We start from the raw sequence: 23,906 nt of genomic DNA, 5'->3' as shown, positions 1-23,906 counted from the left end.
AATATAAGGGACTGGAGCTATTAAAATGCCAAAGAACCTGGCATTATAGCAACCTCAACAGCGGAGAGATGCCGGAGCGGCTGAACGGACCGGTCTCGAAAACCGGAGTAGGGGCAACTCTACCGGGGGTTCAAATCCCCCTCTCTCCGCCACTATTCAATCACTTACGCTAATTCCCTTCAACGACATCCATCACACTTGGTATAGTGTTGGTATACTCTCAGGGTATATTTTCCTCAATAATCATTCTCTGATTTCTCGATTATCGGTAGATATCGGCTCGAGGACACGGTCAGTTCAGATCTAGAATGGCTATTTAGAGTTTACGGTCTAACTTTTCCGCCGCCGCGGCGGGGTAATCTCTGCGTATGTTGCAAGGCTCGTTAGCAGCAAGGGGCCTCTTTGGCCCCAGTCATCGCTTCGCTTGAAAAACGACTTATCAAAATGTCAGGAAATGTCCACCTTCAATGACTGATGAAGACTTCAGAGAATCGTCCACTCCATCTTGGAATGTCGTTTGATTTTTGCGGTGAAGGGAAGACGAGCGTGTTCTCAGGTATGGTGATGTCTAATGTTATTCCTGAATTGCTGGCTTCCCCCTGATGATGCCATAGCATCTCGCCAAACGGCGTGGACAGAATGGTTTTCCCAGCCAGTCTGTATTCGTAAAACTTCACTGGGTCGACATATTTAGTAATATCATTCTGCACAAATGGAATGATCACATAGTTAAACGTGGATATCTTCTCCATCACCTTGGGATGCGGAATAGGCGGTTCGAGGACGATATTTTCCGGTAAATTTTCCGGAACTCTTGTCTTTTTTGGCCCCACTAGATTTACGATCGCTTCCGGGTTTTTAGTTGCTAAATCAATCACCCAGTTCCAGTCAAACCAACTCGCGATTGTGCCAATATAGCCAAACGTGACTTTTTCATTCGACGGTTGGGGAAGATTGCTTTTCTGTATGTCATCAGAACAAGCATTAAGTACTAGCATGGTTTTGTGGGGAGCGATAAACGAAAATTTCTCGATTAAGGCATGACTTGAGCAGAATATACGGTCAACCTGTAGGGCGATTTCTTTTTCAAGATGAGCCGTATTTTTCTTTGAAATGCCAGAATAAAATGAAGGGAAATCGTCCATGGCGTCATACCACACTTGTCGCCATTTAAATTGCTTAATAAGCATGTTGGCTAACAGGCAGGGTTTGCCGATAACCAGAATAGTATCTTCGGATATAAAATTGGTTATATCGTCAATGAGTTGTTTTATTTTTCTATGGTTAAGCAGTTTAAAAAGCGAGGGGATAGGTTCCACGGGGGCAACAAAACCCAATCGAGTTAGTTGTAGGCCCTCTATTAAATCCAACCCTGCCGGTTCCGGGGCATGTCGACCAGGGGTCAGATCAGTGAGGGTAGGAAAACGACTAGGATAAGGCTCAATCCACAAAAGTTCCTGAGTGGCATGGGTCAGGGCGTATTTGGCGAAAAAATGAGGGCGCTGACTTATACTCAACCAGGGAACCGCTGAAAGATATACGATTTTCATTGGCATTGTTCAGTAAATAAATTGCGGACAATACATGACCGGAACCACCGTCGCCGTTAAGGGCGCTGCCATGGTCATTAAATGATAGGTTCAGGGCTTAAAGGGCGATAGGCAACTGCGCTGACCCGTTTAATTCCTGAGTAACCTTTCAATAGACAGTCCGTGACCTGGCGTACGTTCGGGCTGAGGTGGATGAAGAAAAGTATATCGGTATCAATATACTTTTTAATAAAGTGCCTGACGGCATTGTCAATGTCAGCGATAGCTTGTTCGGCGACCTCCCCCATACTGGCAGCGAAAGCCAGTATGGGGGAGCTAAAGGCTATTCGGTTCTGCGAAGCAACTCGTCCCAATCATTCATAAATGCATGGGCGGAAAATTTGTCTTTTAACGCTGCGAGTGATGCCTTGGATTGCGCATAATTGTCAGAAATAGAACCTATTTTTTCTGCCAATTGGCGAGCATCATGTAACGAGTAAGTGAATTCGTTTTCACGCGAGGCAACCAAATAATTATGTGCTTCGATATTAGACAAGACAACGGGTACGTCTGCGCAAATCGCTTCAGAAGCCGATAGGCCAAATGACTCTCCAGTTGATGGCGACACAAAAATCCCGTTGGAGCGAGAGATCGCTAACAGCAGTTTGTCCACATTTAAGAATGGCACTGGCGGTAAGGATATCGCGTCGCCAACCAGATTCCTGCACTCCAGTTCAGCGTTAATGTTGATTTCTGAAGACTGCGGGCCGCAAAGTACGAGCATGTATTTTCCCGGATGGCGCTCTTTTAAAATAACGAATGCGTCCAGTAATTCAGTCGGATTCTTTAGCTTGTCCATTCGTCCCAGGAAGAGAATAGGTCTTCTCGACCATGCCGGGAGCGTAGGGATAGTATGCGGCTCATGGGTGATATGATCCCAGGGCACAAAATTGCGCAGTAATAACAGCGGACTGGTATTTTTGTGCAATTCTGGCTCAAGCTGCTTCATAAATAATATGGATGGACACAGTACTGCCAAACAACTGTGCGGAACATTATTTAAATAAGCTCTGTTTTCTTTATAGGGAGTATGGCATTCCGCAAAATACTTCAATTTATGTGTATGACAAAATGTCAGGGCTGCAGGGAAATCGATGCAAAATATGAGACTGTAATCCTGGGTCAGCAAATAATCGAAGTTGACAATTTTGACATTAACATTTTTACAATCCGAAAGTGCGGTTGTGATCGCTTTCGCTGCACCGGAATCATGAGTGAAAAGAAGGTCAACCTGATACTTTCCGGTATCATTTAACAGTCTGGCGCGGGTGAGCATGACCTTTTCTACACCACCATGCGTTGCCCAAGGATAGAAAAATGCTATTTTACGAAGCATATAATTCCCTTATTCCCCTTTTATTCAGGATGTTCAACTCTATTTCCTCAAATCGTGCTGCCCACGTAGTTTCATGCAGGAAAACTTCCAGTTCGGCAGAGTGACGTTCGCTTTTGATTGTTTTTTCAAACAAGTCGACAATATCGCTGCCGTCAGAGAAATAGGTCATTGGATAGCGTTTAATATGCTCAATCCCGGTCACCAACGTTGGCAAGCCAAAATAAAGGTACTCGTAAATTTTGATAGGGTCGACGGCTTGAGCTAGTTTGCCATTTTTGAATGGAATGAGACCGATTGACCATTCTTTGACGTATTGATGAAGATCTTGTGGCATCACTTTGCCGACGAGGGTGATGTTCGCAATACTTTTTGCTTTCTCGACCACCCACTCAGGCTCACCATAACCAATAATCTCGAAGTGATATTGTGGGAATTCTTCCGCTAATTTAAATACGATATCCCAGTCGAACCATGAGTCGGTCAGGTGACCAAAATAGCCTACTTTATTGCCGTCGTCTTTCGCAATATTGCGTGTATCGCCGAGAACCTTTTCGGAATAGCCGTTACCAATCACATCAATATCGCTGCGCAGATAAGCAAATTTGTCACGCAGTGAAGGGGCTACGCTACAGACGTAATCACTCTGCAGAATAAAGGTTTCTTCTATTTCTTTCTGATACCAGGGTGCCTGTCCAACCTCATTGAAGCATTCCCATTCATCCATAATGTCATAGACGATGTTGCAGCCTTGCGATCTAAATTCATAGAGCGGGCTGAGGAAGATTTTCGCTGGCATGGTGATGATAAAGGACGTGGTTTTGTCATGTAGCTGGCATTGACGGGTATTTTTCACAAACTCATACTGTGGAACCTGATAAACATTATTCCAGACTTGCGAGCAACCTTTCGATAGTGTTTCCTGCGGTGTCCACTGCCAGGCAATAAAAATAACCTGATACCCTTTCTCCGCGAAATATTTGGCCGCGTTGATTGGCCGTTGGTTTACTAGTTCATCGAATTCGAAGCTGCACGGAATGAAGACGACTTTTTCTGATCGGTTTACCGCTTCGACCCAGGCTGGAACCTCTTCAGGTATGGAGGTATCTTTTTTGTCACTATTGCAAGCATGCTCGAAGTGTTTTTGCACGTATCGGTAGCGTTGAGTTTGTAGTTTTAACCTGACAGACTCGGGCAGTTTCCAGTAAATGGTTTTGGCCAGCTCATAGCGTTTATCCGCTTTGGTCAGCGATTTAATTGCGAGCTGGACCAAATAGCGAAGTTTTTGCCCTGTGCCCGATGTACCTATCCGAGGTAAAGTATTAAAATAGTCTTCCTGCTTTGCCACTACTGATGTCAAAATTTGCACTAACGATTTAACATCATTCTGTAAAGCCTGATTTTGCTCTTCTAAAGCAGTTAATTTGGCCATGATATCGTTCCCTGAATTGGCTACATTGTTTGGGCGCTCCTGGGGAACCTGACTCACTTTACCTTCCATTTTGACGGTCTCTTTCATGCTATAATCGTGAGCTTTAATCTCGATATTGTTAGCGATCAGTTGGTTCGCTAACGTTTTAAATATGGCGGCAGTAAATGCATCCGCGATCAAATAACTTTCATTTTCTCTTGAGGGGGGCGCCTCACATAGTTGCCGGTAGAGCTGCAAAGAATCGAGATTGTCGTATCGCTCCTTGTTCGGGAGATAAACGCTCTCGATGATCTGGCTCCAACGACCAGCGCTTTGGTAACCACTGAGCAAATCTGGGGACAGGGGATGCGCGGCGGCAAATTGCTCCTGAAGTACCGTTTCCTCGATATTTGCCAGATTTCTGCCGGAAAAATTGCAGTAAGCAGCAAGTTTAAAGGTTTCATCGTTCAGAATACCTTTAATCCCATCGTAGCCAACCAGACACACCGGCAGTTGACTCATGCCGGCTTCCAGTACTCCGCGCCCCATGCCGGCAAAGCCAGCATATTGCGGCATGACCGCGGGGATGTTACCAAGCACGCCTTTAAAACTTACCCACTGGCTGAAGTTATTATCGTTAACGTAGGTTCTGATGACGTCTTCGCTACTGCCGGTACCGTAAATATCAATACCATGAATCATTTGGCAACGGCTGGCGAAGTCAATGAACTTTATAATCCCAGCAGCCTTATCCTCATCCAGCCTGCTGGCGATAAGCCATCTTTTGTCAACGCTCTTATCCGTAAGAGCGAGCTGCGTCTGGGGGGGATCTATTAGGTTAGGAACAATCATGACCGATGGGTGGTCTATGATCTGCGCTAACTGATCCGCAGTTTCCTGTGAAACGCAGAAAATAGTATGCAGAGTTTTAAGGAAATAAATGGCCAACGCCTGATTATAAATATTCCGCGTAAAATGCTGGAGCGACAATGGACCGTGTAAAGTTAATAACGACGGTATTTTTTCGCAGTCTGCGGCGATCACCGCAGGGAAAATGCAGTCAAAAGGATGGACGTGAACGACATCAATACCCTCCTCTTTGATAACTTGTCGAATCAGGTCTACGCACTGAACGAGTTGTTCAATAGAACCGTTGCTTAAGTGAATATTTGTATGGCACGAACTCAGCCCGTCAGGCAGTAATGATGGGTCTGCGATAACGGAGTACATGAGATGAACCTGGTAGCCATGAGCGACCAGATCCTTTACCTGGGTATTGATATAGGTTTCCAGGCCGCCTACTGAATAATACTGAGTGATAATAAGTATTGATTTATTCATGCTCTCCTGACCACCTTTCGAGTGATAAAGAAACAGGCAATGCGGCAATACCTGACATTGTCGTGCGAGGTTCTATGATCTTGAGGACGATGACATCGGTTTTTTTATCAAGATAGGACATATCGGCGTGGCTGATAGCGTTGGCTATAGCCAAAGAAATAAAATAGTTGCCTTCGCATAACGCCAGATCCAGTTCAAACGTTGCCCTTAGTGTATCGCCGCCTTTAGCATTATGTATATTCTTCTTATGGTATAAGGTGCTGGTGCCAAATACAGTAATGCCTTCAACTGTCTTGATGACAAAGCCTGCTTGTAATTCTTCTATCGGCCCAAATACGCTGATATCAAAATTGATGATGGCTTTCTCACCCACGCGGAACAAATCGCAAGGCTGATCGTGGGCATCTTTAATGATCCAACTTTCAATAAGGGCGCCGCTGGTCAGTTCGTTTTCTGCCTGTGCCTCCACTTGTTCCACGATAGGACCTTCCTTGGGGACGATACCATCCCGGCTCTCTTCTGCTGGTGGAACGATGGATTTATTAGTGCTTTTAGCAATGTTATTCAGATAGCGCAGGTAAGTTTTTTCATCTGAGTACAGCAGGGCATGATATTGATCGATGATTTCTTTGGCGCTACCGATGGCCTCTACACGGCCTTTTCGCAACAAAATTGCTCGCTGGCAAAACTTCTCTACGGTCGAAGTGGAATGCGTCACCAGGATGATTGAACACCCTTGCAAGCGCAGCGATTCGATATAATCGAAGCATTTGCGTTGGAATTTCTCATCACCAACCGACAGCGCTTCATCTATGATTAGAACTTCGGGCTTAATACAAGCCTGAACAGCGAAGGCCAGACGCACATACATCCCGCTGGAGTATGTTTTGACCGGTTGATCGATATGCTCACCGATGTCGGCGAACGCTTCGATCTCTGGGAATTTCTGCTCCATTTCACTGTGCGTCATACCAAGAATGATGCCACTCAGATAAACGTTTTCACGGCCAGTAAACTCAGGGTTGAAACCCGCGCCGAGTTCCAGCAAAGCAGCCAGTTTGCCATTGACCTCAACGCTGCCTGAAGTGGCCGTTAACGTGCCGGCAATAATCTGCAGTAGGGTACTTTTTCCTTCACCGTTACGGCCCAAAATGCCGAGCGTTTCGCCGCGTTTAACGTCAAAAGAAACGCCGTTCAGCGCCCAGAACTCTTTAAAGTATGTACGACGACCGAGAGAAAGCATTTGGTATAAACGATGCTTCGGATTTGCATACATTTCAAAGCGTTTCGAAATATTTTTGACTGAAATTGCGAATTCAGATGACATCAGCAAATCCTTTACGCGTGAACATAAACCAACCATAACCTAACAGCATGATAACGAAAGAGATTAGAGTATAAATACCCCAACTATCCCAAGCGATACTTTTGCCCAACATCATGCAATCTCTTGCTTGCTCAATAACATAAGTCATCGGACTGAGTTGCATAAAGATGTGATATGCGTCAGGCAACATGGAAATGGGATAGAAGATTGGCGAAAGATACATCAGAATCATGGTAATCACGCCTATAACCTGAGCGATATCTTTCAGGTAAACGCCGAGCGAAGAGAGGAACCAGGATACGCCCAGGGCCATCATAAGGAACGGCGCGACGATGACAGGTAGCCATAGGATGTGCCATGTAGGGAGGCCTACGATCGCCACATAGAACAACAACCAAACAACGAAGTTAATCGCCATTTGGAATAAAGCTGTGCAGAGCGCAACAATAGGCAGTGTTTCCACCGGAAATACAACCTTTTTGACGTAGTTGACGTTATTGACGATTAAATAAGGCGCTCGGTTAATACATTCGGAAAAGAGCCCGAAGAAAATCAAACCAATGAACAATGCTAACGCAAATTCTCCTTTGGAATCGACGCCCGCACCCCAGCGAATTTTGAATACGACGCTGAAAACGAAGGTATAAATTACCATCATCAACACTGGGTTGATAAATGACCAAAGAAGCCCGATAAATGAGCCTTTATATTTACTGCCGATTTCCCGTTTAGTCAGCGAAATCACAAGATTTTTATTTGTGGCAAGTGTATGAATACACCGATAAAAAGTCTTAGCAAGAATAGAGAAAATATTCATTTAACACCTAAATAGCTGCGCATAATTGTAGATCACTTGATAGAACTCAACTTGGTTTGCACGATCGGACCAATCATGAAAGATCACAATCTCCAACCGAACTAAGCGAAACCGATCATAGCACCAATACTCCATGTCGAAAGAAGCCTGATGCAGAAAACTATACATAAAATACGCGACAAGAACCCTATCCGTAGGATAACCGGTGTGCTGATGTAGCACCGGAGATGTCGAGTTAGTGAAATGAGCAGCACACTGTGCTGAGCTCGTTCATTGTTGGCCTGCTGAAAACATTTGTATTGTGTTACCGCACCTTATTCAGTTACCCCTGAAATTAAGCTCTCCATGCTCCCGCGAGAGTCGTGAGCTAAACTAAGCTATAGAGTAATTATGAGAAGCTACGTAGACTATTAATTAACTTTTTTGACATCATGATTTAACTTTCTTTTCAATATAAGCCGGTGGAACGGAGACGTTATCGATATAAAGGAGGGAGTAGCGATAGGGAAAACACCCCTCGCCGAATGATTCCCCAGACAAGATAGGTTGAACTTTCGCCTGGAGATTTTCATATCGTAAACGGAGCCTTTTACTCCTTTATAACCTGCATGGCATTCTTTCTGACTATTTATTACTAAATGTGTTTCTGCCTTACAGTGTGCTTATGGGATATCCAATGATAGATAAACATTCTTTCTTTTCGCTGTAACCGCTTCAGGAAAAAAAACATCAGATTTCTCGATGAAATGGAAGTGGTAACTGAAGTTTTCGTGAATTAATTGCCTAAATTTTAGGCTAAATGCTGCGCTAAGTAAGAGATTAAGGCCTAAAAAAGCACGCTACCGCCCTTGGTAAGCGAGAACCAATAGTGAGAAGGTTTTGTTCGTTTTCATTTATGTGGTTGTACTATTTTCAGCAAAAACAAGCCGAAAAACGGCGGTTATCCTACCATCAAATCACTTGCAATGTCTCTGGATTTTCAGGGTTTCAGTTTGTTCTGAGTAACCATTAATGACCTGTCCAAACGAGGTGTATGCAATTGGTCAAAAATGTAGGGTTACAGGCCAAAAGGTTAGCGCGGTATGTGTTGAGTTGTTAACAGAATGGTCTGGTCCAGCCAGATGTTAAAACTGACGCAGCGAGCGTTGAGGAGCCTGGCAAAATCGGGCGCTGTATTATTGGGTTAAAGCATTTGATGAACCACTGAAAAATGGCGCGAATCCCGCACTTTCGCGTAAACTTTTGTGGTGGTGGCACTCCGCGTGGTCTCTTACATTATTCGGATGATGGGGTAGGTATTGACCATCCTTAGTGCGATGCTCCTGCTTTGTGCGCAAAAAAGCCTGCGCGTGGCAGGCTTTGGTCATGAGGGGATCTTAGAACTGGTAGACCAGACCCAGCGCGACAACGTCATCGGTGGCGATGCCGTTTGCGCGGTAGAAGTAGTCATCTTCGTCCAGCAGGTTGATTTTGTAATCAACATAGGTGGACATGTTTTTGTTGAAGTAGTAAGTCATACCCACATCAACGTATTTAACCAGGTCTTTGTCGCCGCTGTTGTACAGGTCTTTACCTTTAGACTGCAGATATGCAACGGATGGGCGCAGCGGTAAACCGTAATCATCGAACTGATACTGGGCAACGACTTCGAAGTTCTGCGTCTTGTTGGCAATACCGCCGCCGAGATAGCTGGTGGATTTACCGAAGGAGGTCATGTTGCGGGTTTCCGCGTACATCGCTGCCAGGTAGATGTTGTTAGCATCGTATTTCGCGCCCACGGTCCAGGCATCGGCTTTATCGCCGCCGGCGTATGCGCTGCTGGCAGAGGCAGCCACTTGATTGTTGGTACGATCGGAAGAAGCATATGCCGCGCCGAAGCTGATGCCCATACCGAAATCGTAGGAAGTAGAGATACCGAAGCCGTCGCCATTTTCACGCGCCAGTTTACGATCGCCACCGTTATTGGTGCCTTCGCCAGAACCCGCGTTTTCGTTATTACCCTGATACTGCAGGGCAAAGTTCAGACCATCTACCAGGCCGAAGAAATCGCTGTTGCGGTAGGTCGCCACGCCGTTGGTACGGCCGAGCATGAAGACGTCAGTCTGGGTGTAGGTATCGCCGCCGAATTCCGGCAGCACATCGGTCCAGGCTTCAACATCATAAATAACGCCGTAGTTGCGGCCGTAGTCCAGTGAACCGTAATCAGCAAATTTCAGACCCGCGAAACCCAGACGGGTCCAGGAGTTAGCGCCTTCACCTTCAGTGGTGTTAGCCTGAATATTGTATTCCCACTGGCCGTAGCCGGTCAGCTGATCGTTGATCTGCGTTTCGCCTTTCAGGCCGAAACGTACGTAGGTTTGGTCGCCATCTTCAGAAGCATCGTCAGTGAAATAGTGCAGGCCGTCAACTTTTCCGTAGAGGTCCAGTTTATTGCCGTTTTTATTATAAATTTCCGCAGAGTGCGCCGCGCCTGCTGCTAATAACGCTGGCAGCATAATAGCCAATACTTTTCTTTTCATTATGTATTCCCTTTAATCATAATTAATATGAATTGTCTAATTCCCTGTGGAATGACAAATCGATACTAGCCGCTTAAGTTCATTTTTAATTAAATAAAAAATGTAATAAAAGTATATTAAAATATTTCAAAATATTTATTTTATATTCAATATATGTATTTTCTATTCTTTGGGGGGTGAATATTTTTGTGGCTTATTAGTGACTTATTATGGTTGTTGATAGTAAAGGTTTTTAATTTTTTATAATAATGATATGTGTATTGTAAATGGCGTAATAATATTATCGGTTATAAAGTGATAAGTCATCATTTGAAATAATTTTGTTTGATAACGAACATCGCTGAATTTCAGCAAATCGTCTTATTTAAAAGCATGAACACAGCCGTAATATATAGGGGAGTACCGCTCTTGCGTCCGTGGATGGCTAAAAGCGTTCAGTACCTTCTTATGCTTCCAGATAAGCACGATAATTGTATAATGTGATTTGCGTCACAAATGTGTGGTAGACGATGATGCGTTGTGGTTGATGTATGGAGAAGGATTTAATGGACACGAAAGCGAAACGGGGGCCCGTTGGAAAGCTGGCGTTATGGGCTTTTTACGCTTTTTGCGCTTACTTTGTGTGGGCGATGGTACGGTACTGGTGGATAGTGGGGCGGATTCAAAGCGTTCCCGGCGCCAGCATTGATGGTGAATGGGGATCAACGGCGGGCAAATGGATTGGCGCGCTGCTGGGTTTTTTGGTGCTGGGGGCAGTGGGGTTAATCCTTGGGGCGATAGCCTGGTACACGCGTCCCCCTATTCAGGTACATGAACAGCGCGATTAAAGTTGCTATGCTCGTGGCTAGTCCCAGGCATCAGGAAACGCTCATGTTATTAGCTGAATGGCAACAACGATTTGAAAACTGGTTAAATACGCATCATGCACAGGAAGATGCGGCGCATGACATTTCGCACTTTCGCCGCGTCTGGAGTACCGCGCAGCAACTGGTCGGCGAGAGTGGCGCTGACGAGTTGGTTATCCTGACGGCCTGCTACTTTCACGATATTGTCAGCCTGGCTAAAAACCATCCTCAACGTCATCACTCTTCACGGATGGCGGCGCAGAAAACGCGGTCTATCCTGCAAAGCGCTTTCCCCGACTTTCCAGCCGACCGTTATCCTGCTGTTATGCATGCCATTGAAGCACATAGCTTTAGTGCGGCTATACTGCCACAAAGCGTAGAGGCAAAAATTGTCCAGGATGCAGATCGTCTGGAAGCTTTAGGCGCAATTGGCCTGGCGCGTGTCTTTGCTGTTTCCGGCGCGCTAAACACGATTTTGTTTGATGCTAACGACCCCTTTGCTGACCAGCGCGATCTTGATGACAAGAAATATGCTCTCGACCATTTCCAGAGCAAATTGCTCCGTCTGCCTGAGACCATGCAAACGGAGCAGGGAAGAGCTTTGGCGTCGCATAACGCTCAATTTCTGGTGCAATTTATGGCGAAGCTGAGCGCCGAACTGCGTGGCGACCCGTTGTCGTTGGATGAAGCGGTTTTGCGCCGCTTTGCGCCTGCGGTTTAAATCCGTTGCGACTATTTGTGGTACTCTCTGCAAAAATTGTCCGTGCTGGTTGAGGTTATGCCGCAAAATTTATCCCAAGAAAACCTCCTGTCTTTACCGTCAGGGGAACACGCGCAGGCGTTATTGCGCCAGCTGATGACGATATATGATGTCAAAACCCTGGTCGCACAGCTGGTCGCGGTTGGCGACCAGCACTGGAGCCCGGCGATACTCAAACGGGTGGCGACGGTGAGCCGTGCGGCAAGTAGATTGACTAACGCGGAGTGCGCTCATCTGGCGAGCCTGTTACCGGCTCCGCCGCGCCATCATCCAGACTATGCCTTTCGTTTTATCGATCTCTTCGCCGGCATCGGCGGCATTCGTCACGGCTTTGAAGCTATTGGTGGGCAGTGCGTATTTACCAGCGAGTGGAATAAACACGCCGTACGTACCTATAAAGCTAACTGGTATTGCGATCCGCAAGAGCACAGCTTTAACGCCGATATCCGCGAAATCACTCTCAGCCAGCGCGCCGATATCAGTGATGAAGAGGCGGCAAAGTCTATCCGTGAGGCGATCCCGCAACATGATGTACTGCTCGCGGGCTTCCCCTGCCAGCCTTTTTCCCTCGCCGGAGTATCCAAGAAAAATGCCATGGGGCGCGCTCATGGTTTTGCCTGTGAAACTCAGGGAACGCTGTTTTTTGATGTCGTCAGAATTATTGCCGCCCGCCGTCCGCCGATCTTTGTGCTGGAAAACGTCAAGAATCTGAAGAGCCACGATCAAGGAAGAACCTTCCGTATTATCATGCAGACGCTGGATGAGCTAGGCTATGAGGTGGCGGATGCCGATCATGCGGGCGTCGATGATCCAAAAGTGATCGATGGGCGTCATTTCTTACCCCAACACCGTGAGCGTATCGTGCTGGTGGGTTTCCGTCGCGATTTACAATTGCATGAAGGATTTACGCTGCGCGATATCGCCAGCCTGTACCCGCCGCAGCGGCCGACCTTTGGCGAGTTATTGGATCCCACCGTCGATGCTAAATTCATCCTGACGCCGGTTTTATGGAAGTACCTCTACCGTTACGCGCGTAAACACCAGGCGCGTGGCAACGGTTTTGGCTACGGTCTGGTCGACCCGACCAATCCAGGCAGCGTTGCGCGAACGCTTTCGGCGCGCTACTACAAAGATGGCGCTGAGATTCTGGTCGATCGAGGTTGGGATAAGCCATTGGGCGAAAAGCACTTTGACGATCCACAAAATCAACAGCGCCGCCCGCGGCGTTTAACGCCGCGTGAATGCGCACGGTTGATGGGGTTCGAAGCCCCGGGAGAATACCGTTTTCGTATTCCGGTTTCCGATACCCAGGCCTATCGCCAGTTCGGCAACTCGGTGATTGTTCCGGTGTTTGCCGCGGTAGCGAAGCTGCTGGCGCCGCGAATTTCCGAGGCGGTAAAGCGGCGCGTTGCAGGAGATAGCGATGGCGGACGTTCATGATAAGGCCACACGTAGTAAAAATATGCGCGCTATCGCGACCCGCGATACGGCAATTGAGAAGCGGCTGGCGGCGCTGCTAACGCAGGCCGGATTCACTTTTCGCGTTCAGGAGGCATCGCTACCGGGGCGGCCTGATTTTCTGCTGTCTGACTACCGCTGCGTTATTTTCACCCATGGCTGCTTTTGGCATCATCATCACTGTTATCTGTTTAAAGTACCGGCGACCCGTACCGATTTCTGGCTGAAAAAGATTGGCGCTAACGTGCAGCGCGATCGCCGCGACCTGGCGATGTTGTTAGCACAAGGTTGGCGGGTGCTTATTGTCTGGGAGTGCGCGCTCCGCGGGCGGCAGAAATTAAGCGATGATGCTTTATGCGATCGTCTGGAGGAGTGGATCTGCGGCGGTGGAAATTGCGCGCAGATCGACACTCAGGGCATTGGTTTTATCGATCCGATTGACAAGGCGTAACGGTGGAGCGGGCAGGGAAGAGATATTTACCCAGCGTCACCAACACGACCGCGAAAATAATCACCGCCAGCGCCAGCCATTCGATAAATGAGAGACTTTCGCCGCCAAATCCGGTCCCCAGCAGCACGGCGACAACCGGATTGACATAGGCATAGCTGGTAGCAACCGCCGGCGTTACGTTACGTATCAAATACATATAGGCATTGATGGCGATAAGCGAGCCAAAAATGGCCAGATACGCAACGGCAAATATTCCAGACCAGGAGGGCATTTGAGCGAGTTTTTCGCCTGAGAACCAGGATGCCGCGGAAAGCACTATCCCTGCCGCCAGCATTTCAATCGCGCCCGCCATCATCCCGGTTGGTAATTCAATACGGGAACCGTAAACCGAGCCAAACGCCCAGCTCAGGGAACCGATTAGAATCAGCAATGCGCCCCAGGGGTTGCCGCTGAGGTTGCCGCCGCTATTGAGCATCACTATTCCCGCCAGGCCAATCGCGATACCGAACCATTCCAGCTTGCGCGTGGCAATGCCAAAAAAACGGCTGAAACAGAGCGTAAACAGCGGTACGGTGGCGACCATCACCGCTGCGATGCCTGATGGTACATGCTGATGTTCTGCAAGGGTGACGAAGCCATTGCCGACGGCAAGCAACAGGATGCCTATCAGGGCCGCATTAAGTAGCGGCCGGCGGGCCGGGAGTTTATGGCCGGTGGCCAGTAAATAGATAAGCAACACGCCGCCGGCAGAGAGAAAGCGGATCCCGGCCATCATCAACGGCGGCCAGCTGGCAACGCCAATAGCGATAGCAAAATAGGTTGAACCCCAAATGATATACAGCGCAAACAGCGCGCCGATAAGGGGTAACAGCTGACGGGTAGACATACTTCCTCGCGACGAAAAGAGATAGAAAGGGAACATATAGTTAACGTGAAAACTAACGTGCTGGCGAGCGCTTTCAATGTGCTTTTTTTGTTATATTTTTGTTGACTAATGACATCTCTGGGCGAGAGGGCGCTTTTGCCTCATACTCTATGTTTCATAAACAGAAATTGAAGGAAGCACATTTTGGCGGGAAGTAGTCTTTTAACCTTATTGGACGATATTGCCACGCTGCTGGACGATATCTCCGTCATGGGAAAACTGGCGGCCAAGAAAACGGCTGGCGTACTGGGCGATGATCTTTCTCTCAATGCGCAGCAGGTCACAGGCGTAAGAGCCAACCGCGAGCTCCCGGTGGTATGGGGAGTGGCAAAAGGCTCGTTCCTGAATAAAGTGATTCTGGTGCCGCTGGCGTTACTCATCAGCGCCTTTATTCCCTGGGCCATTACGCCGCTATTGATGCTGGGCGGCGCATTTCTCTGCTTTGAAGGCTTTGAAAAAGTGCTGCATAACCTGCACGCGCGCAAGAATAAGGAGGATCCGAAATTGCGCCAGCAGCGGCTGGAAACGCTTGCAGCCCAGGATCCGCAGGCCTTTGAGCGCGATAAAGTAAAAGGGGCGATCCGTACCGACTTTATCCTTTCAGCCGAAATCGTCGCGATTACCCTGGGTATTGTAGCTGATGCGCCATTGCTTAATCAGATCCTGATTTTATCCGGCATCGCCATTCTCGTGACCGTTGGGGTTTATGGCCTGGTGGGCGTCATTGTTAAGCTCGATGACATGGGATATTGGCTGGCGGAGAAGAAAAGCGCACTGGCGCAGTGGGTTGGAAAAGCGCTCCTGGCCATCGCGCCGCGATTGATGAAAATTCTGACTTTCGTCGGTACCCTGGCGATGTTTCTGGTTGGCGGCGGTATCGTGGTTCACGGCGTAGCGCCGCTGCATCATTTCATCGAGAATTTTGCCCATGGGCTAAGCGGAATGCTGGCATCCACATTGCCTGTGGCCGCTAATCTGGTGCTAGGATTTATCATTGGCGCTATCGTCTTTGGTGTCGTTAAAGCTATCACCGCGTTACGCGGTAAAGCGAAATAAATCCCTGCGCCGGCTACGCAAAATGGGCCGGGGTCGTCTAAGGTGAAACAGTTTCTTCCTGATACCGGAGGCAAAAATGGTCTTGTTGGTCAGTGATGAAGTCAGACGAAAAAACGGCGGGCCGCGGATGGTGGTCACCGGCATTGCCGACGATATGGTCGAGTGCCGGTGGTATGACGGACAGGTCGTACAGCGTGAAGCCTTCCGTGAAGATGAGTTGGTCCGCGGCGAAGGGCAACATTCGCAGCATAATTAGATGTGCAGCGCCCGCTGGTGCGGGCGCTTTTAATATTGATTACGTTCGGACAAGGAGCGTTGATGTTGTTGGTTTCTTTGACCGTACTGCGAGTAAATAATGGATAAGCCGCTCTGGCCAAAAAAGTTTCATCGCCTCTTCAATCCGGGGCGAGTGGTCAATATCTGTTTCATCGTGGTGCTGTTCTTTTCAACGTTGCTCATCTGGCGAGAAATCCGCGTACTGGAAGAAGCCTACGTCGCCAACCAACGTAATAATCTTGAGAACGTGGCCCATGAAATGGATGGGCTGTTGCAATTTAATCTCAATCGTCTGCTCTTTTTTCGCAACAGCATGCAATCAGCACTGGAGAATCCGCTGGATTTCGCCATTCTGCGCCGGGCCGAACAGGAGTACATCAGTAAACGTCATGATCCCATCTGGTCAGTCGAGCTAAACAACCGGCGTACTCTGACGGTATACGGCGTTTCAGATTCTTTTGTCGACGCTGATGATCTGTTGTCGCGTAATAATCCTCAGGCCAGCAATGAACTGATGGCTACCCTTGAGCTGGGCTATCTTCTGCGTTTGACCAATAACAACAGAATTTTCAGCGAGCGCATGTCCTACGTTTCTCGCAGCGGGTTTTATACCACAACCGATGCCCCGCGCAGTTCCAGCCAGGTGCTGGCGCAGTTCTCGCGAGATACGGGGTCAGCATGGTTTATGCGGCAAACCCAGCGTGATAATCCAGGGCGAGGGATCCTCTGGCAAACGACTCAACAAGAAGACGGGTATACGCAACCGCAGGTGGTTACGGCCTCGATTCCTCTTGATTATGAGCACTACTGGCTGGGGGTGCTGGCGATGGATTTTTCCATCCGCGACCTGCAGAATTTTCTGGTCAGTGCGGTAAAAGGAGGGCAAATGGGCGAGTATCAACTGTATGACAAGCAGCTCAATTTGCTCGCCTCTTCGGCGCCGGATGATGTCCTGACGCCGCTCTCGCCAAAGGAACAAGAACAACTTCGTTATGCGTTGACCAATGATAACCATGGCGGCATACGTCAGTTAACTCGCTATATCAGTTGGGAAAAGATCCGCAACTTTGACGGCGTACTGTTGCATATTCATACTTTGAAGGAAGGAGTGCGTGGTGATTTCGGGACCATTTCCATCGCACTGACCCTGATGTGGTTAATGTTTACCCTCATGTTGATTGTGTCGTGGGGGGTTATTCGCCGTATGGTCATCAACATGAGCGTGTTGCAGGCGTCCCTTGAGTGGCAGGCCTGGCATGACGCATTAACGCGGCTGCTAAATCGCGGCGCTCTGTTTGAACGGGCGATCGCGGCGGCCCGAAGCTGCCGGCGGAATAATCAACCGATATCCGTCATACAGCTGGATCTGGATTATTTTAAAGGCATCAATGATAAACATGGTCACCAGGCAGGGGACCGTGTTTTGACGTTGGTTGGCAGTACTATTATGGGACAGATTCGCGAGCAGGATATTGCCGGACGCGTTGGTGGTGAAGAGTTCTGTATCGTTCTACCCAATACCCAACTGCCGCAAGCGCGTGCGATTGCTGAGCGTATTCGTCTGCGTATCCATAGCCGGGAGATATTGTTGCACAATAGCGTTAGTTTGCGGATCAGCGCCTCACTGGGGATAAGTAGTAGCGAGACATCAGATGAGTTTAACTTTGAGGAGCTGCAGTCGATTGCCGATCATCGCCTGTATCTGGCAAAGCAGAATGGACGTAATCGGGTTTGTTCGGCTGGGTAGGGCCTGGTAATGTGAGGATGCTCACCTTTATTGCCGCGTTGTTGCTCTTCGGTATGGGAAAATTCTTAAAAAATGCATGGCGCAAGCATACCGTTCGTAAAAGAACGATAACAGGCAAGCCTTGTCGCGCCTGGGTTATTAAATAGGTTGTACATATAAGCCGCATTTCTCAATAATTCTCATCATGAATACTTCTTGTCATGCAAAATAATTGAGGATAATGTCTTCCATGCATCGGATTTCCCGGTGTAACGAATTTTCAAGTGCTTCTTGCATTAGCAAGTTTGATCCCGACTCCTGCGAGTCGGGATTTTTTTCACCTGAGCTTAGCGATTGGCTTCAGTAACGCTAAAGTCATGAATATCAAGCTCAAAGGCTTCGGCCAGCTCGCGCCATGTGTGTTCATCACGGCCATTGATACTGACATGATGCGGATCATCTTCACTACGATGTACTTCGCTTTCGCTAATCTCATTGATCGCCGCCAGCAGGGCATCGACATTAACGTCAATCCCGTCGGTATTCATCACACCGTGGTCTTTAGCGGATTTCATCATCACTACCTCGCTCGGCTCTGAAAGGGCCTCTTTAAGTATAGACGGTCTATTAAAACGTCAGTTGCGCTGGCTGAACGCTGCGTGAAGTCAGCTTTTGTTCTACACTGGCTCAAAACGAGAGGAGGCGAGTTATGCAGGTAAACGATCGTGTCACGGTAAAGACCGACGGTGGCCCACGTCGATCGGGGGTAGTACTGGCAATTGAGTCGTTTAGTGAAGGAACTATGTATCTTGTGGCGCTGGAAGATTATCCGCTGGGGATCTGGTTTTTTAATGAAGTGGGGCACCCGGACGGTATCTTTGTTGAGAAAGCAGAGTAGGCCCCATTCAGAAACTGGCGGTAATCGCCGCCAGTTTGCCATCAGCGCATATTGACGTAAATGCCGGAAGTAATGTTTTCAGCCAACCGAACAATGTGGTAAATCACCTGTTTATTGTGCGTCTGGATTTTTTTCTTAATATTACCTTTATGTGACGAAACGGTTTTTGCTTTGATATTCATCTGCCTGGAAATATGTGAAGTAGCGTGGCCGGCCATCCACATTTGCAGCATATTCGATTCGGCCTGACTGAGCGATAGAGTGGGAATGCGGGTGCGTAATTGGTTTAGATTATTGGCGCTATCGGTCTGCAGATAATTACCCAGTATGTTATCAAGGTCTTTCGGCGTAAGGGATTTTGAGCTGATAAGTAAATTCTTGCGTACAAGTAAATAGTGATCAAAATGGATGTTGGCCAGCGACATAAAAATAACAAATAGAGTATCGGGGTAGGTGGTAATGATGTCGCGGATAAGTTGATTGCTCTCTTCGTGATGTATAAAACAGTCTTCGTTGAGAAACACAACCGCCGGACGCAGCGATTCGCAGCGCTCTTTCAAACTCTGTGCGCTACGCACCTCAATGATATCGCGCTTCTTTATTCCCCGGCTTGCCAGATATCCGGTTAAACCTAGCCGGGTATAGCTGCACAAATCCATGATAATCGTTGACATGACCCATCCTCAATCAACACGTAACGATAATTCATCTGGCCCAGGCCGTGTGATGAAGTCCATTTTTGTAACACCTGACTTTATGCGGAAAGCATTAGCCAAGCTAAACTATTTGCTAATAATACTCATAATTTGCCAGGAATATTCTCAAAGTAAAGCCATAGAAAAAGAATAAACAGACCCTGACAGTAATAATGCCCGGTGTCGCGGCATATCGTCGCCAGAATTGTAATTTATTTTCGGATTATCCTTATGGAGGGGCAGCCTATTAAATTGGCGCTGGCTATATTCTATTCAAAAAATGCATTTGTCATTCAGGTTTCATACAACTAATAATAATCGGTAAGAATAAACGCTGAGATTGACGGCGAAGCTAAGCAACGGGAGCATCGCGCAGGGGTGGCGGCCTTAACGCTTTAATGCCACAATACTTTTTTATCGGTTTGTGGGATGGATGATGAAAAAGATTGTTATGGCTGGCGCGCTGCTTACCCTGGCCGGATGCGTTCAGGTTGATACCTATGAGGCGGTGGTCAAAGCGCCGGCGCCGGCAGGGCTGGAAGGGTTCTGGCAATCGAAGGGACCGCAGAGCGCAATGGTAAGTCCTGAGGCGATTGCGACGTTTATCGTTACCAAAGACGGAGATACTCTCGATTGCCGTCAGTGGCAGCGGGTAATTGCTGAGCCGGGAAAATTAATGAACCGCGACAATCAGGTTTATAATGTGACCAGCAGCCTCGATATTTATCCTATTGAACGTACTGGAAACACGCTGGAATACGATCGAATGACGTTAACCCGTGTTGAACGCTTAACGCCGGAATGCGAGCAGGCCTGGAAAAAGAACCAGACGGCGAGTACGACCGCGCAGTAATCGATGTTGGCGGACCGGCTATAAAGCCAGCCCGCTGACCTCAAAGCACCTCTTCAATCACCCACACGCTTACGCTGCCTGCATTACAGGTGAATACGGCATTGCCCTCGTCATCAGTCTCAATAACCTCTTGTCGATTATTGAGAAAATCCTTCCAGCGTTTATTGGCATAATTCTCGCCAAGCGGTAACGTTTTCTCGCCATCGTCGCCGTTGGAGAGCACCACTACGCAGCCAGGATGTTCATCGGTGCCGCTGCGGCTGAAGGCGATACAGTTAGGATGATCGAACCACAGCGTTTGTACGCCGTGGGCGAAACGCTGACGCGCATCGATGAGTTCGTGAAGCTGCTCGATAACCGGCATCTCGATGGAGTATGTCTGGCCATCTCCGCCGGTATCTTCATAACTTGCGCCGAACAGGTCGGCGTAAAATACCGAGGGAACACCGTTTTCACGCAGTAAAATCAGCGCATAGGCTAACGGCTTAAACCAGGCCTCGACCGGCGCTTCCAGCGCCTGAAGCGGTTGGGTGTCATGATTTGTGACCAACGTGACCGCATGGAATGGGTCGGCTTCCACCAGCGTCCCGGTGAAGATTTGACTCATGTCGTAATCGCGGCCCTGACGCGAGGCTTCATGGAATTTCATCTGCAGCGGCGCATCAAACAGCATGGTATTACCGTCAACAAGGTCGATGTACTGCTGTAGCTTATCCACCTCGTGTGACCAGTATTCGGCAACAATAAATAGCGGTTTATCGGTGGCCCCCTGCACATGCTCAATCCACTCTTTATAAAACCATGCCGGAATATGTTTGACGGCATCCAGGCGGAAACCATCGCAGCCGGTCTGTTCAATGACCCAGCGGGCCCAATATTTTATCTCTTCGGTCACGGCATGGTTACGGAAATCGATATTTTCGCCCATGAGATAATCGAAGTTGCCCATTTCATCGTCGACCTGATCGTTCCAGCCATCGCCGGTGTAGTCATTAACAACTTTGAATACGCCATCTTCATCGGGATTTTCGATATGGTCGATACCGCTAAAACATTTATAGTCCCAGATAAATTGTGAATATTTGCCACCGCGGCCCGGAAAGGTATAGCGGGTCCAGGCTTCACATTCGATGATTTCTTCCGCGATTTGCGTGCGGTCCTGTTCATCAACGCGTTGTACGCGGATGCGTTCTTTCTCATCGGCGCCCATCTTGTGGTTTACGACGACATCAAGAAGTACGGCAATTTGATGTTCTTTTAGCGCATTAATCGCCGCTAACAGCTGAGCTTTATCGCCGTATTTGGTGGCAACCGATCCTTTCTGATCGAATTCACCGAGGTCGAAAAGATCGTAACTATCGTAGCCAACTGAATAACCGCCGGAAGCGCCCTTATAGGCGGGCGGCAACCAAATCATATTAATGCCAATTTCATTGAGATTTGGCGCAAGGGCTTCTACTTCCCGCCATAACTCGCCACCTTCCGGGTAATACCAGTGAAAACATTGCAACAACGTGGGATTTTTCATCTTCCATGCTCCTGGCGTCATCAAGCTGACCTTTGCAGTATGGGAGATAACTGGCAAATATGAATAATTTCGTTGCTTTTTCGCTATACCCTAAATAGCCGCATATATAATAAATTGGCATAAGATGTAGCGGATAGATGTTGGTAGGCTGCTGCTAAACGCCTTACACTACACGAAAATCTCATTATATTCGGGGTATCTATGAAATTAGCACTTCTGGGTCGTCAGGCGCTGATGGGCGCAATGGCCGTAGCATTGATGGCTGGTGTAAGCGTGAAAACCTTCGCCGCTGAAAATCTGCTTAATCAGGTCAAAGAGCGCGGCACGCTACGCGTTGGCCTGGAAGGTACATACCCGCCGTTTAGTTATCAAGGCGATGATGGCAAATTGACCGGTTTTGAAGTTGAGTTTGCCAATGAACTGGCGAAACACATCGGGGTGAAAGCCGATCTCAAACCCACCAAATGGGACGGCATGCTGGCTTCTCTCGATTCTAAACGTATTGATGTGGTGATTAACCAGGTCACTATTTCCGACCAGCGCAAGAAAAAATACGACTTCTCCACCCCTTATACTATTTCTGGTGTTCAGGCGCTGGTGAAAAAGGGTAACGAAGGCGTGATTAAAACCGCGGCGGACCTGAAAGGTAAAAAAGTCGGCGTTGGTCTGGGTACCAATTATGAAGAGTGGTTGCGCCAGAACGTACAGGGCGTTGATATCCGCACCTATGACGATGACCCGACAAAATATCAGGACCTGCGCGTAGGCCGTATTGACGCCATTTTGGTTGACCGTCTGGCAGCGTTGGATTTGGTCAAGAAAACGAACAACACTCTGGCTGTAACCGGTGAAGCATTCTCCCGTCAGGAGTCCGGGGTGGCGTTACGTAAAGGAAATGAAGATCTGCTGAAAGCGGTGGACACCGCTATTGCAGATATGCAGAAAGATGGCAGCCTGAAGGCGCTTTCAGAAAAATGGTTTGGTGCTGACGTCACTAAGTAACGTCTGAAGATGAAAAAAGGCGCTGATAACGGCGCCTTTTTTTATTTCGCCAGCAACTGCGTGCATAATAAGGATAACTGAGTCTGGAGGTGCCATGTCACTACAAAATTTAACGCGTTTTCCGCGCCTGGAATTTATTGGCGCGCCGACGCCGCTGGAATATCTACCACGCCTGTCCGATCATCTCGGACGGGATATTTTTATAAAACGCGATGATGTCACCCCCATGGCGATGGGAGGAAATAAACTGCGTAAGCTGGAGTTCCTCGCCGCCGATGCGCTGCGCGAGGGAGCTGATACGCTGATCACCGCAGGGGCGATTCAATCGAACCATGTGCGCCAGACGGCAGCCGTGGCTGCGAAACTGGGACTGCACTGCGTCGCGTTGTTGGAAAATCCGATAGGCACGCGTGCTGAAAATTATCTGACCAACGGTAATCGCCTGCTGCTGGATCTGTTCAATACTCAGGTTGAGATGTGTGATGCATTGACCGATCCCAACGCGCAGCTTGAAGAGCTGGCGACACGTATTGAAGCTCAGGGATACCGTCCATATGTCATTCCGGTCGGCGGATCTAACGCCCTGGGCGCGTTAGGTTATGTCGAAAGCGCACTGGAAATCGCCCAGCAATGTGAAGGCGCGGTGGAGATCTCTTCGGTAGTGGTTGCCTCCGGTAGCGCGGGTACTCATGCCGGGTTGGCGGTAGGCCTGGAACAGCTGATGCCAAATGCAGAATTAATAGGGGTGACCGTGTCACGTAGCGTTGCCGACCAGTTGCCTAAGGTGGTGACGCTGCAGCAGGCCGTTGCCAACAGTCTTGAGCTGCAGGCCAAAGCGGAGATTACCTTGTGGGATGATTATTTTGCTCCCGGATACGGTACGCCCAATGAAGAAGGCATGGAAGCGGTGAAACTGCTGGCGCAGCTGGAAGGTATCCTGCTGGATCCGGTTTATACCGGAAAGGCCATGGCCGGGCTGATTGATGGCATTAATCAGAACCGCTTTAAGGATGAGGGGCCGATTCTGTTTATCCATACCGGTGGCGCGCCCGCGCTGTTTGCTTATCATCCGCACGTCTAATGCAGAATAAATCGA

At 48.4% G+C, this 23,906-nt stretch carries 21 protein-coding genes and 1 tRNA gene; 12 read left to right on the top strand and 10 right to left on the bottom strand.

Translation table 11 applies throughout. From position 1 onward, the window contains the following. Positions 1-62: 62 nt before the first annotated feature. Positions 63-152, top strand: a tRNA-Ser gene (locus tag EAE_RS23360). Positions 153-464: 312 nt separating this feature from the next. Here the strand turns inward: EAE_RS23360 and EAE_RS23355 are convergent. From EAE_RS23355 to ompC, 6 genes are all read right to left on the bottom strand, one after another. Beyond that, positions 465-1,550, bottom strand: a complete 1,086-nt coding sequence (locus tag EAE_RS23355; protein WP_015705996.1) for a glycosyltransferase family protein — start codon at positions 1,548-1,550, stop codon at positions 465-467. 322 nt (positions 1,551-1,872) lie between these two features. After that, positions 1,873-2,925, bottom strand: coding sequence for a glycosyltransferase family 4 protein (locus tag EAE_RS23350; protein ID WP_015705994.1), 1,053 nt, complete (start codon positions 2,923-2,925; stop codon positions 1,873-1,875). Continuing rightward, complete coding sequence (locus EAE_RS23345) at positions 2,915-5,674, bottom strand: glycosyltransferase family 4 protein (RefSeq protein WP_015705993.1); 2,760 nt, start codon at positions 5,672-5,674, stop codon at positions 2,915-2,917. The genes EAE_RS23350 and EAE_RS23345 overlap by 11 nt, the downstream gene beginning before the upstream one ends. Then, positions 5,667-7,001, bottom strand: coding sequence for an ABC transporter ATP-binding protein (locus EAE_RS23340; RefSeq protein ID WP_015705992.1), 1,335 nt, complete (start codon positions 6,999-7,001; stop codon positions 5,667-5,669). Before EAE_RS23340 ends, EAE_RS23345 begins: the two co-directional genes overlap by 8 nt. Then, positions 6,991-7,818, bottom strand: coding sequence for an ABC transporter permease (locus EAE_RS23335; RefSeq protein ID WP_015705991.1), 828 nt, complete (start codon positions 7,816-7,818; stop codon positions 6,991-6,993). The genes EAE_RS23340 and EAE_RS23335 overlap by 11 nt, the downstream gene beginning before the upstream one ends. A gap of 1,376 nt (positions 7,819-9,194) precedes the next feature. After that, on the bottom strand, positions 9,195-10,337 hold the full coding sequence (ompC, locus tag EAE_RS23330; protein ID WP_015705989.1) for a porin OmpC: 1,143 nt from the start codon (positions 10,335-10,337) through the stop codon (positions 9,195-9,197). Between the two features lie 545 nt (positions 10,338-10,882). Here ompC and drpB point away from each other — a divergent pair. From drpB to EAE_RS23310, 4 genes are read left to right on the top strand one after another with little or no spacing between them, the layout of a single operon-like run. Continuing rightward, positions 10,883-11,164 carry a cell division protein DrpB gene (gene drpB / locus EAE_RS23325; protein ID WP_015705988.1) on the top strand — a complete coding sequence of 94 codons (282 nt, stop codon included), beginning with the start codon at positions 10,883-10,885 and terminating at the stop codon, positions 11,162-11,164. Positions 11,165-11,207: 43 nt separating this feature from the next. Further along, positions 11,208-11,903, top strand: a complete 696-nt coding sequence (locus tag EAE_RS23320) for a phosphohydrolase (RefSeq protein WP_015365890.1) — start codon at positions 11,208-11,210, stop codon at positions 11,901-11,903. 57 nt (positions 11,904-11,960) lie between these two features. Then, positions 11,961-13,382 carry a DNA cytosine methyltransferase gene (locus EAE_RS23315; RefSeq protein ID WP_015705987.1) on the top strand — a complete coding sequence of 474 codons (1,422 nt, stop codon included), beginning with the start codon at positions 11,961-11,963 and terminating at the stop codon, positions 13,380-13,382. Then, a complete protein-coding gene (locus tag EAE_RS23310) occupies positions 13,366-13,851 on the top strand; it encodes a very short patch repair endonuclease (RefSeq protein WP_015365892.1) in 486 nt (161 codons plus the stop codon). The genes EAE_RS23315 and EAE_RS23310 overlap by 17 nt, the downstream gene beginning before the upstream one ends. Here EAE_RS23310 and yedA read toward each other — a convergent pair. Next, positions 13,826-14,737, bottom strand: a complete 912-nt coding sequence (gene yedA, locus EAE_RS23305) for a drug/metabolite exporter YedA (RefSeq protein WP_015705986.1) — start codon at positions 14,735-14,737, stop codon at positions 13,826-13,828. The two genes, EAE_RS23310 and yedA, sit on opposite strands and share 26 nt — an antisense overlap. 183 nt (positions 14,738-14,920) lie before the next feature. Between yedA and EAE_RS23300 the strand changes: the two genes are divergently transcribed. The 3 genes from EAE_RS23300 to dgcQ all read left to right on the top strand — a co-directional run bounded on the left by EAE_RS23300 (position 14,921) and on the right by dgcQ (position 17,855). Continuing rightward, positions 14,921-15,832 (top strand): DUF808 family protein, encoded by a 912-nt coding sequence (locus EAE_RS23300; protein ID WP_015705985.1) that lies wholly within the window; start codon positions 14,921-14,923, stop codon positions 15,830-15,832. A 76-nt stretch (positions 15,833-15,908) separates the two neighbouring features. Beyond that, positions 15,909-16,088 carry a YodC family protein gene (locus EAE_RS23295; RefSeq protein WP_015365895.1) on the top strand — a complete coding sequence of 60 codons (180 nt, stop codon included), beginning with the start codon at positions 15,909-15,911 and terminating at the stop codon, positions 16,086-16,088. A 99-nt stretch (positions 16,089-16,187) separates the two neighbouring features. Next, on the top strand, positions 16,188-17,855 hold the full coding sequence (dgcQ, locus tag EAE_RS23290; protein ID WP_015365896.1) for a cellulose biosynthesis regulator diguanylate cyclase DgcQ: 1,668 nt from the start codon (positions 16,188-16,190) through the stop codon (positions 17,853-17,855). Positions 17,856-18,181: 326 nt separating this feature from the next. Here the strand turns inward: dgcQ and yodD are convergent, their stop codons facing one another. Next, positions 18,182-18,409, bottom strand: a complete 228-nt coding sequence (gene yodD / locus EAE_RS23285) for a YodD family peroxide/acid resistance protein (protein WP_015705984.1) — start codon at positions 18,407-18,409, stop codon at positions 18,182-18,184. A gap of 134 nt (positions 18,410-18,543) precedes the next feature. Between yodD and dsrB the strand changes: the two genes are divergently transcribed. Further along, positions 18,544-18,732, top strand: coding sequence for a protein DsrB (dsrB, locus tag EAE_RS23280; protein WP_015365898.1), 189 nt, complete (start codon positions 18,544-18,546; stop codon positions 18,730-18,732). A 41-nt stretch (positions 18,733-18,773) separates the two neighbouring features. On the opposite strand, the gene rcsA is transcribed toward dsrB, so the two are convergent. Next, positions 18,774-19,406, bottom strand: a complete 633-nt coding sequence (gene rcsA / locus EAE_RS23275) for a transcriptional regulator RcsA (protein ID WP_015365899.1) — start codon at positions 19,404-19,406, stop codon at positions 18,774-18,776. 454 nt (positions 19,407-19,860) lie between these two features. On the opposite strand from rcsA, the gene yedD reads away from it, so the two are divergent. Next, positions 19,861-20,280: a lipoprotein YedD gene (gene yedD, locus EAE_RS23270; protein ID WP_026612265.1), complete on the top strand. Its 420-nt coding sequence runs from the start codon at positions 19,861-19,863 to the stop codon at positions 20,278-20,280. 40 nt (positions 20,281-20,320) lie between these two features. On the opposite strand, the gene amyA is transcribed toward yedD, so the two are convergent. Continuing rightward, a complete protein-coding gene (gene amyA, locus EAE_RS23265) occupies positions 20,321-21,808 on the bottom strand; it encodes an alpha-amylase (RefSeq protein WP_015705982.1) in 1,488 nt (495 codons plus the stop codon). Between the two features lie 201 nt (positions 21,809-22,009). Between amyA and tcyJ the strand changes: the two genes are divergently transcribed. Beyond that, complete coding sequence (gene tcyJ, locus EAE_RS23260) at positions 22,010-22,810, top strand: cystine ABC transporter substrate-binding protein (protein ID WP_015365902.1); 801 nt, start codon at positions 22,010-22,012, stop codon at positions 22,808-22,810. Positions 22,811-22,904: 94 nt separating this feature from the next. After that, positions 22,905-23,891 (top strand): D-cysteine desulfhydrase, encoded by a 987-nt coding sequence (gene dcyD, locus EAE_RS23255; protein ID WP_015365903.1) that lies wholly within the window; start codon positions 22,905-22,907, stop codon positions 23,889-23,891. Positions 23,892-23,906 lie beyond the last annotated feature (15 nt).

The organism is Klebsiella aerogenes KCTC 2190 (assembly GCF_000215745.1).
Lineage (GTDB): Bacteria > Pseudomonadota > Gammaproteobacteria > Enterobacterales > Enterobacteriaceae > Klebsiella > Klebsiella aerogenes.
The sequence above is the reverse complement of the archived record's forward strand: the minus strand, read 5'-3'. Positions and strand labels throughout refer to the sequence as shown.

What these genes read in the sequence shown, in the direction of transcription:
- EAE_RS23355 (WP_015705996.1), bottom strand. Translation starts at nt 1,550, where the DNA reads ATGAAAATCGTATATCTTTCAGCGGTTCCCTGGTTGAGTATAAGTCAG.
- EAE_RS23350 (WP_015705994.1), bottom strand. Translation starts at nt 2,925, where the DNA reads ATGCTTCGTAAAATAGCATTTTTCTATCCTTGGGCAACGCATGGTGGT.
- EAE_RS23345 (WP_015705993.1), bottom strand. Translation starts at nt 5,674, where the DNA reads ATGAATAAATCAATACTTATTATCACTCAGTATTATTCAGTAGGCGGC.
- EAE_RS23340 (WP_015705992.1), bottom strand. Translation starts at nt 7,001, where the DNA reads ATGTCATCTGAATTCGCAATTTCAGTCAAAAATATTTCGAAACGCTTT.
- EAE_RS23335 (WP_015705991.1), bottom strand. Translation starts at nt 7,818, where the DNA reads ATGAATATTTTCTCTATTCTTGCTAAGACTTTTTATCGGTGTATTCAT.
- ompC (WP_015705989.1), bottom strand. Translation starts at nt 10,337, where the DNA reads ATGAAAAGAAAAGTATTGGCTATTATGCTGCCAGCGTTATTAGCAGCA.
- drpB (WP_015705988.1), top strand. Translation starts at nt 10,883, where the DNA reads ATGGACACGAAAGCGAAACGGGGGCCCGTTGGAAAGCTGGCGTTATGG.
- EAE_RS23320 (WP_015365890.1), top strand. Translation starts at nt 11,208, where the DNA reads ATGTTATTAGCTGAATGGCAACAACGATTTGAAAACTGGTTAAATACG.
- EAE_RS23315 (WP_015705987.1), top strand. Translation starts at nt 11,961, where the DNA reads ATGCCGCAAAATTTATCCCAAGAAAACCTCCTGTCTTTACCGTCAGGG.
- EAE_RS23310 (WP_015365892.1), top strand. Translation starts at nt 13,366, where the DNA reads ATGGCGGACGTTCATGATAAGGCCACACGTAGTAAAAATATGCGCGCT.
- yedA (WP_015705986.1), bottom strand. Translation starts at nt 14,737, where the DNA reads ATGTCTACCCGTCAGCTGTTACCCCTTATCGGCGCGCTGTTTGCGCTG.
- EAE_RS23295 (WP_015365895.1), top strand. Translation starts at nt 15,909, where the DNA reads ATGGTCTTGTTGGTCAGTGATGAAGTCAGACGAAAAAACGGCGGGCCG.
- dgcQ (WP_015365896.1), top strand. Translation starts at nt 16,188, where the DNA reads ATGGATAAGCCGCTCTGGCCAAAAAAGTTTCATCGCCTCTTCAATCCG.
- yodD (WP_015705984.1), bottom strand. Translation starts at nt 18,409, where the DNA reads ATGAAATCCGCTAAAGACCACGGTGTGATGAATACCGACGGGATTGAC.
- dsrB (WP_015365898.1), top strand. Translation starts at nt 18,544, where the DNA reads ATGCAGGTAAACGATCGTGTCACGGTAAAGACCGACGGTGGCCCACGT.
- rcsA (WP_015365899.1), bottom strand. Translation starts at nt 19,406, where the DNA reads ATGTCAACGATTATCATGGATTTGTGCAGCTATACCCGGCTAGGTTTA.
- yedD (WP_026612265.1), top strand. Translation starts at nt 19,861, where the DNA reads ATGATGAAAAAGATTGTTATGGCTGGCGCGCTGCTTACCCTGGCCGGA.
- amyA (WP_015705982.1), bottom strand. Translation starts at nt 21,808, where the DNA reads ATGAAAAATCCCACGTTGTTGCAATGTTTTCACTGGTATTACCCGGAA.
- tcyJ (WP_015365902.1), top strand. Translation starts at nt 22,010, where the DNA reads ATGAAATTAGCACTTCTGGGTCGTCAGGCGCTGATGGGCGCAATGGCC.
- dcyD (WP_015365903.1), top strand. Translation starts at nt 22,905, where the DNA reads ATGTCACTACAAAATTTAACGCGTTTTCCGCGCCTGGAATTTATTGGC.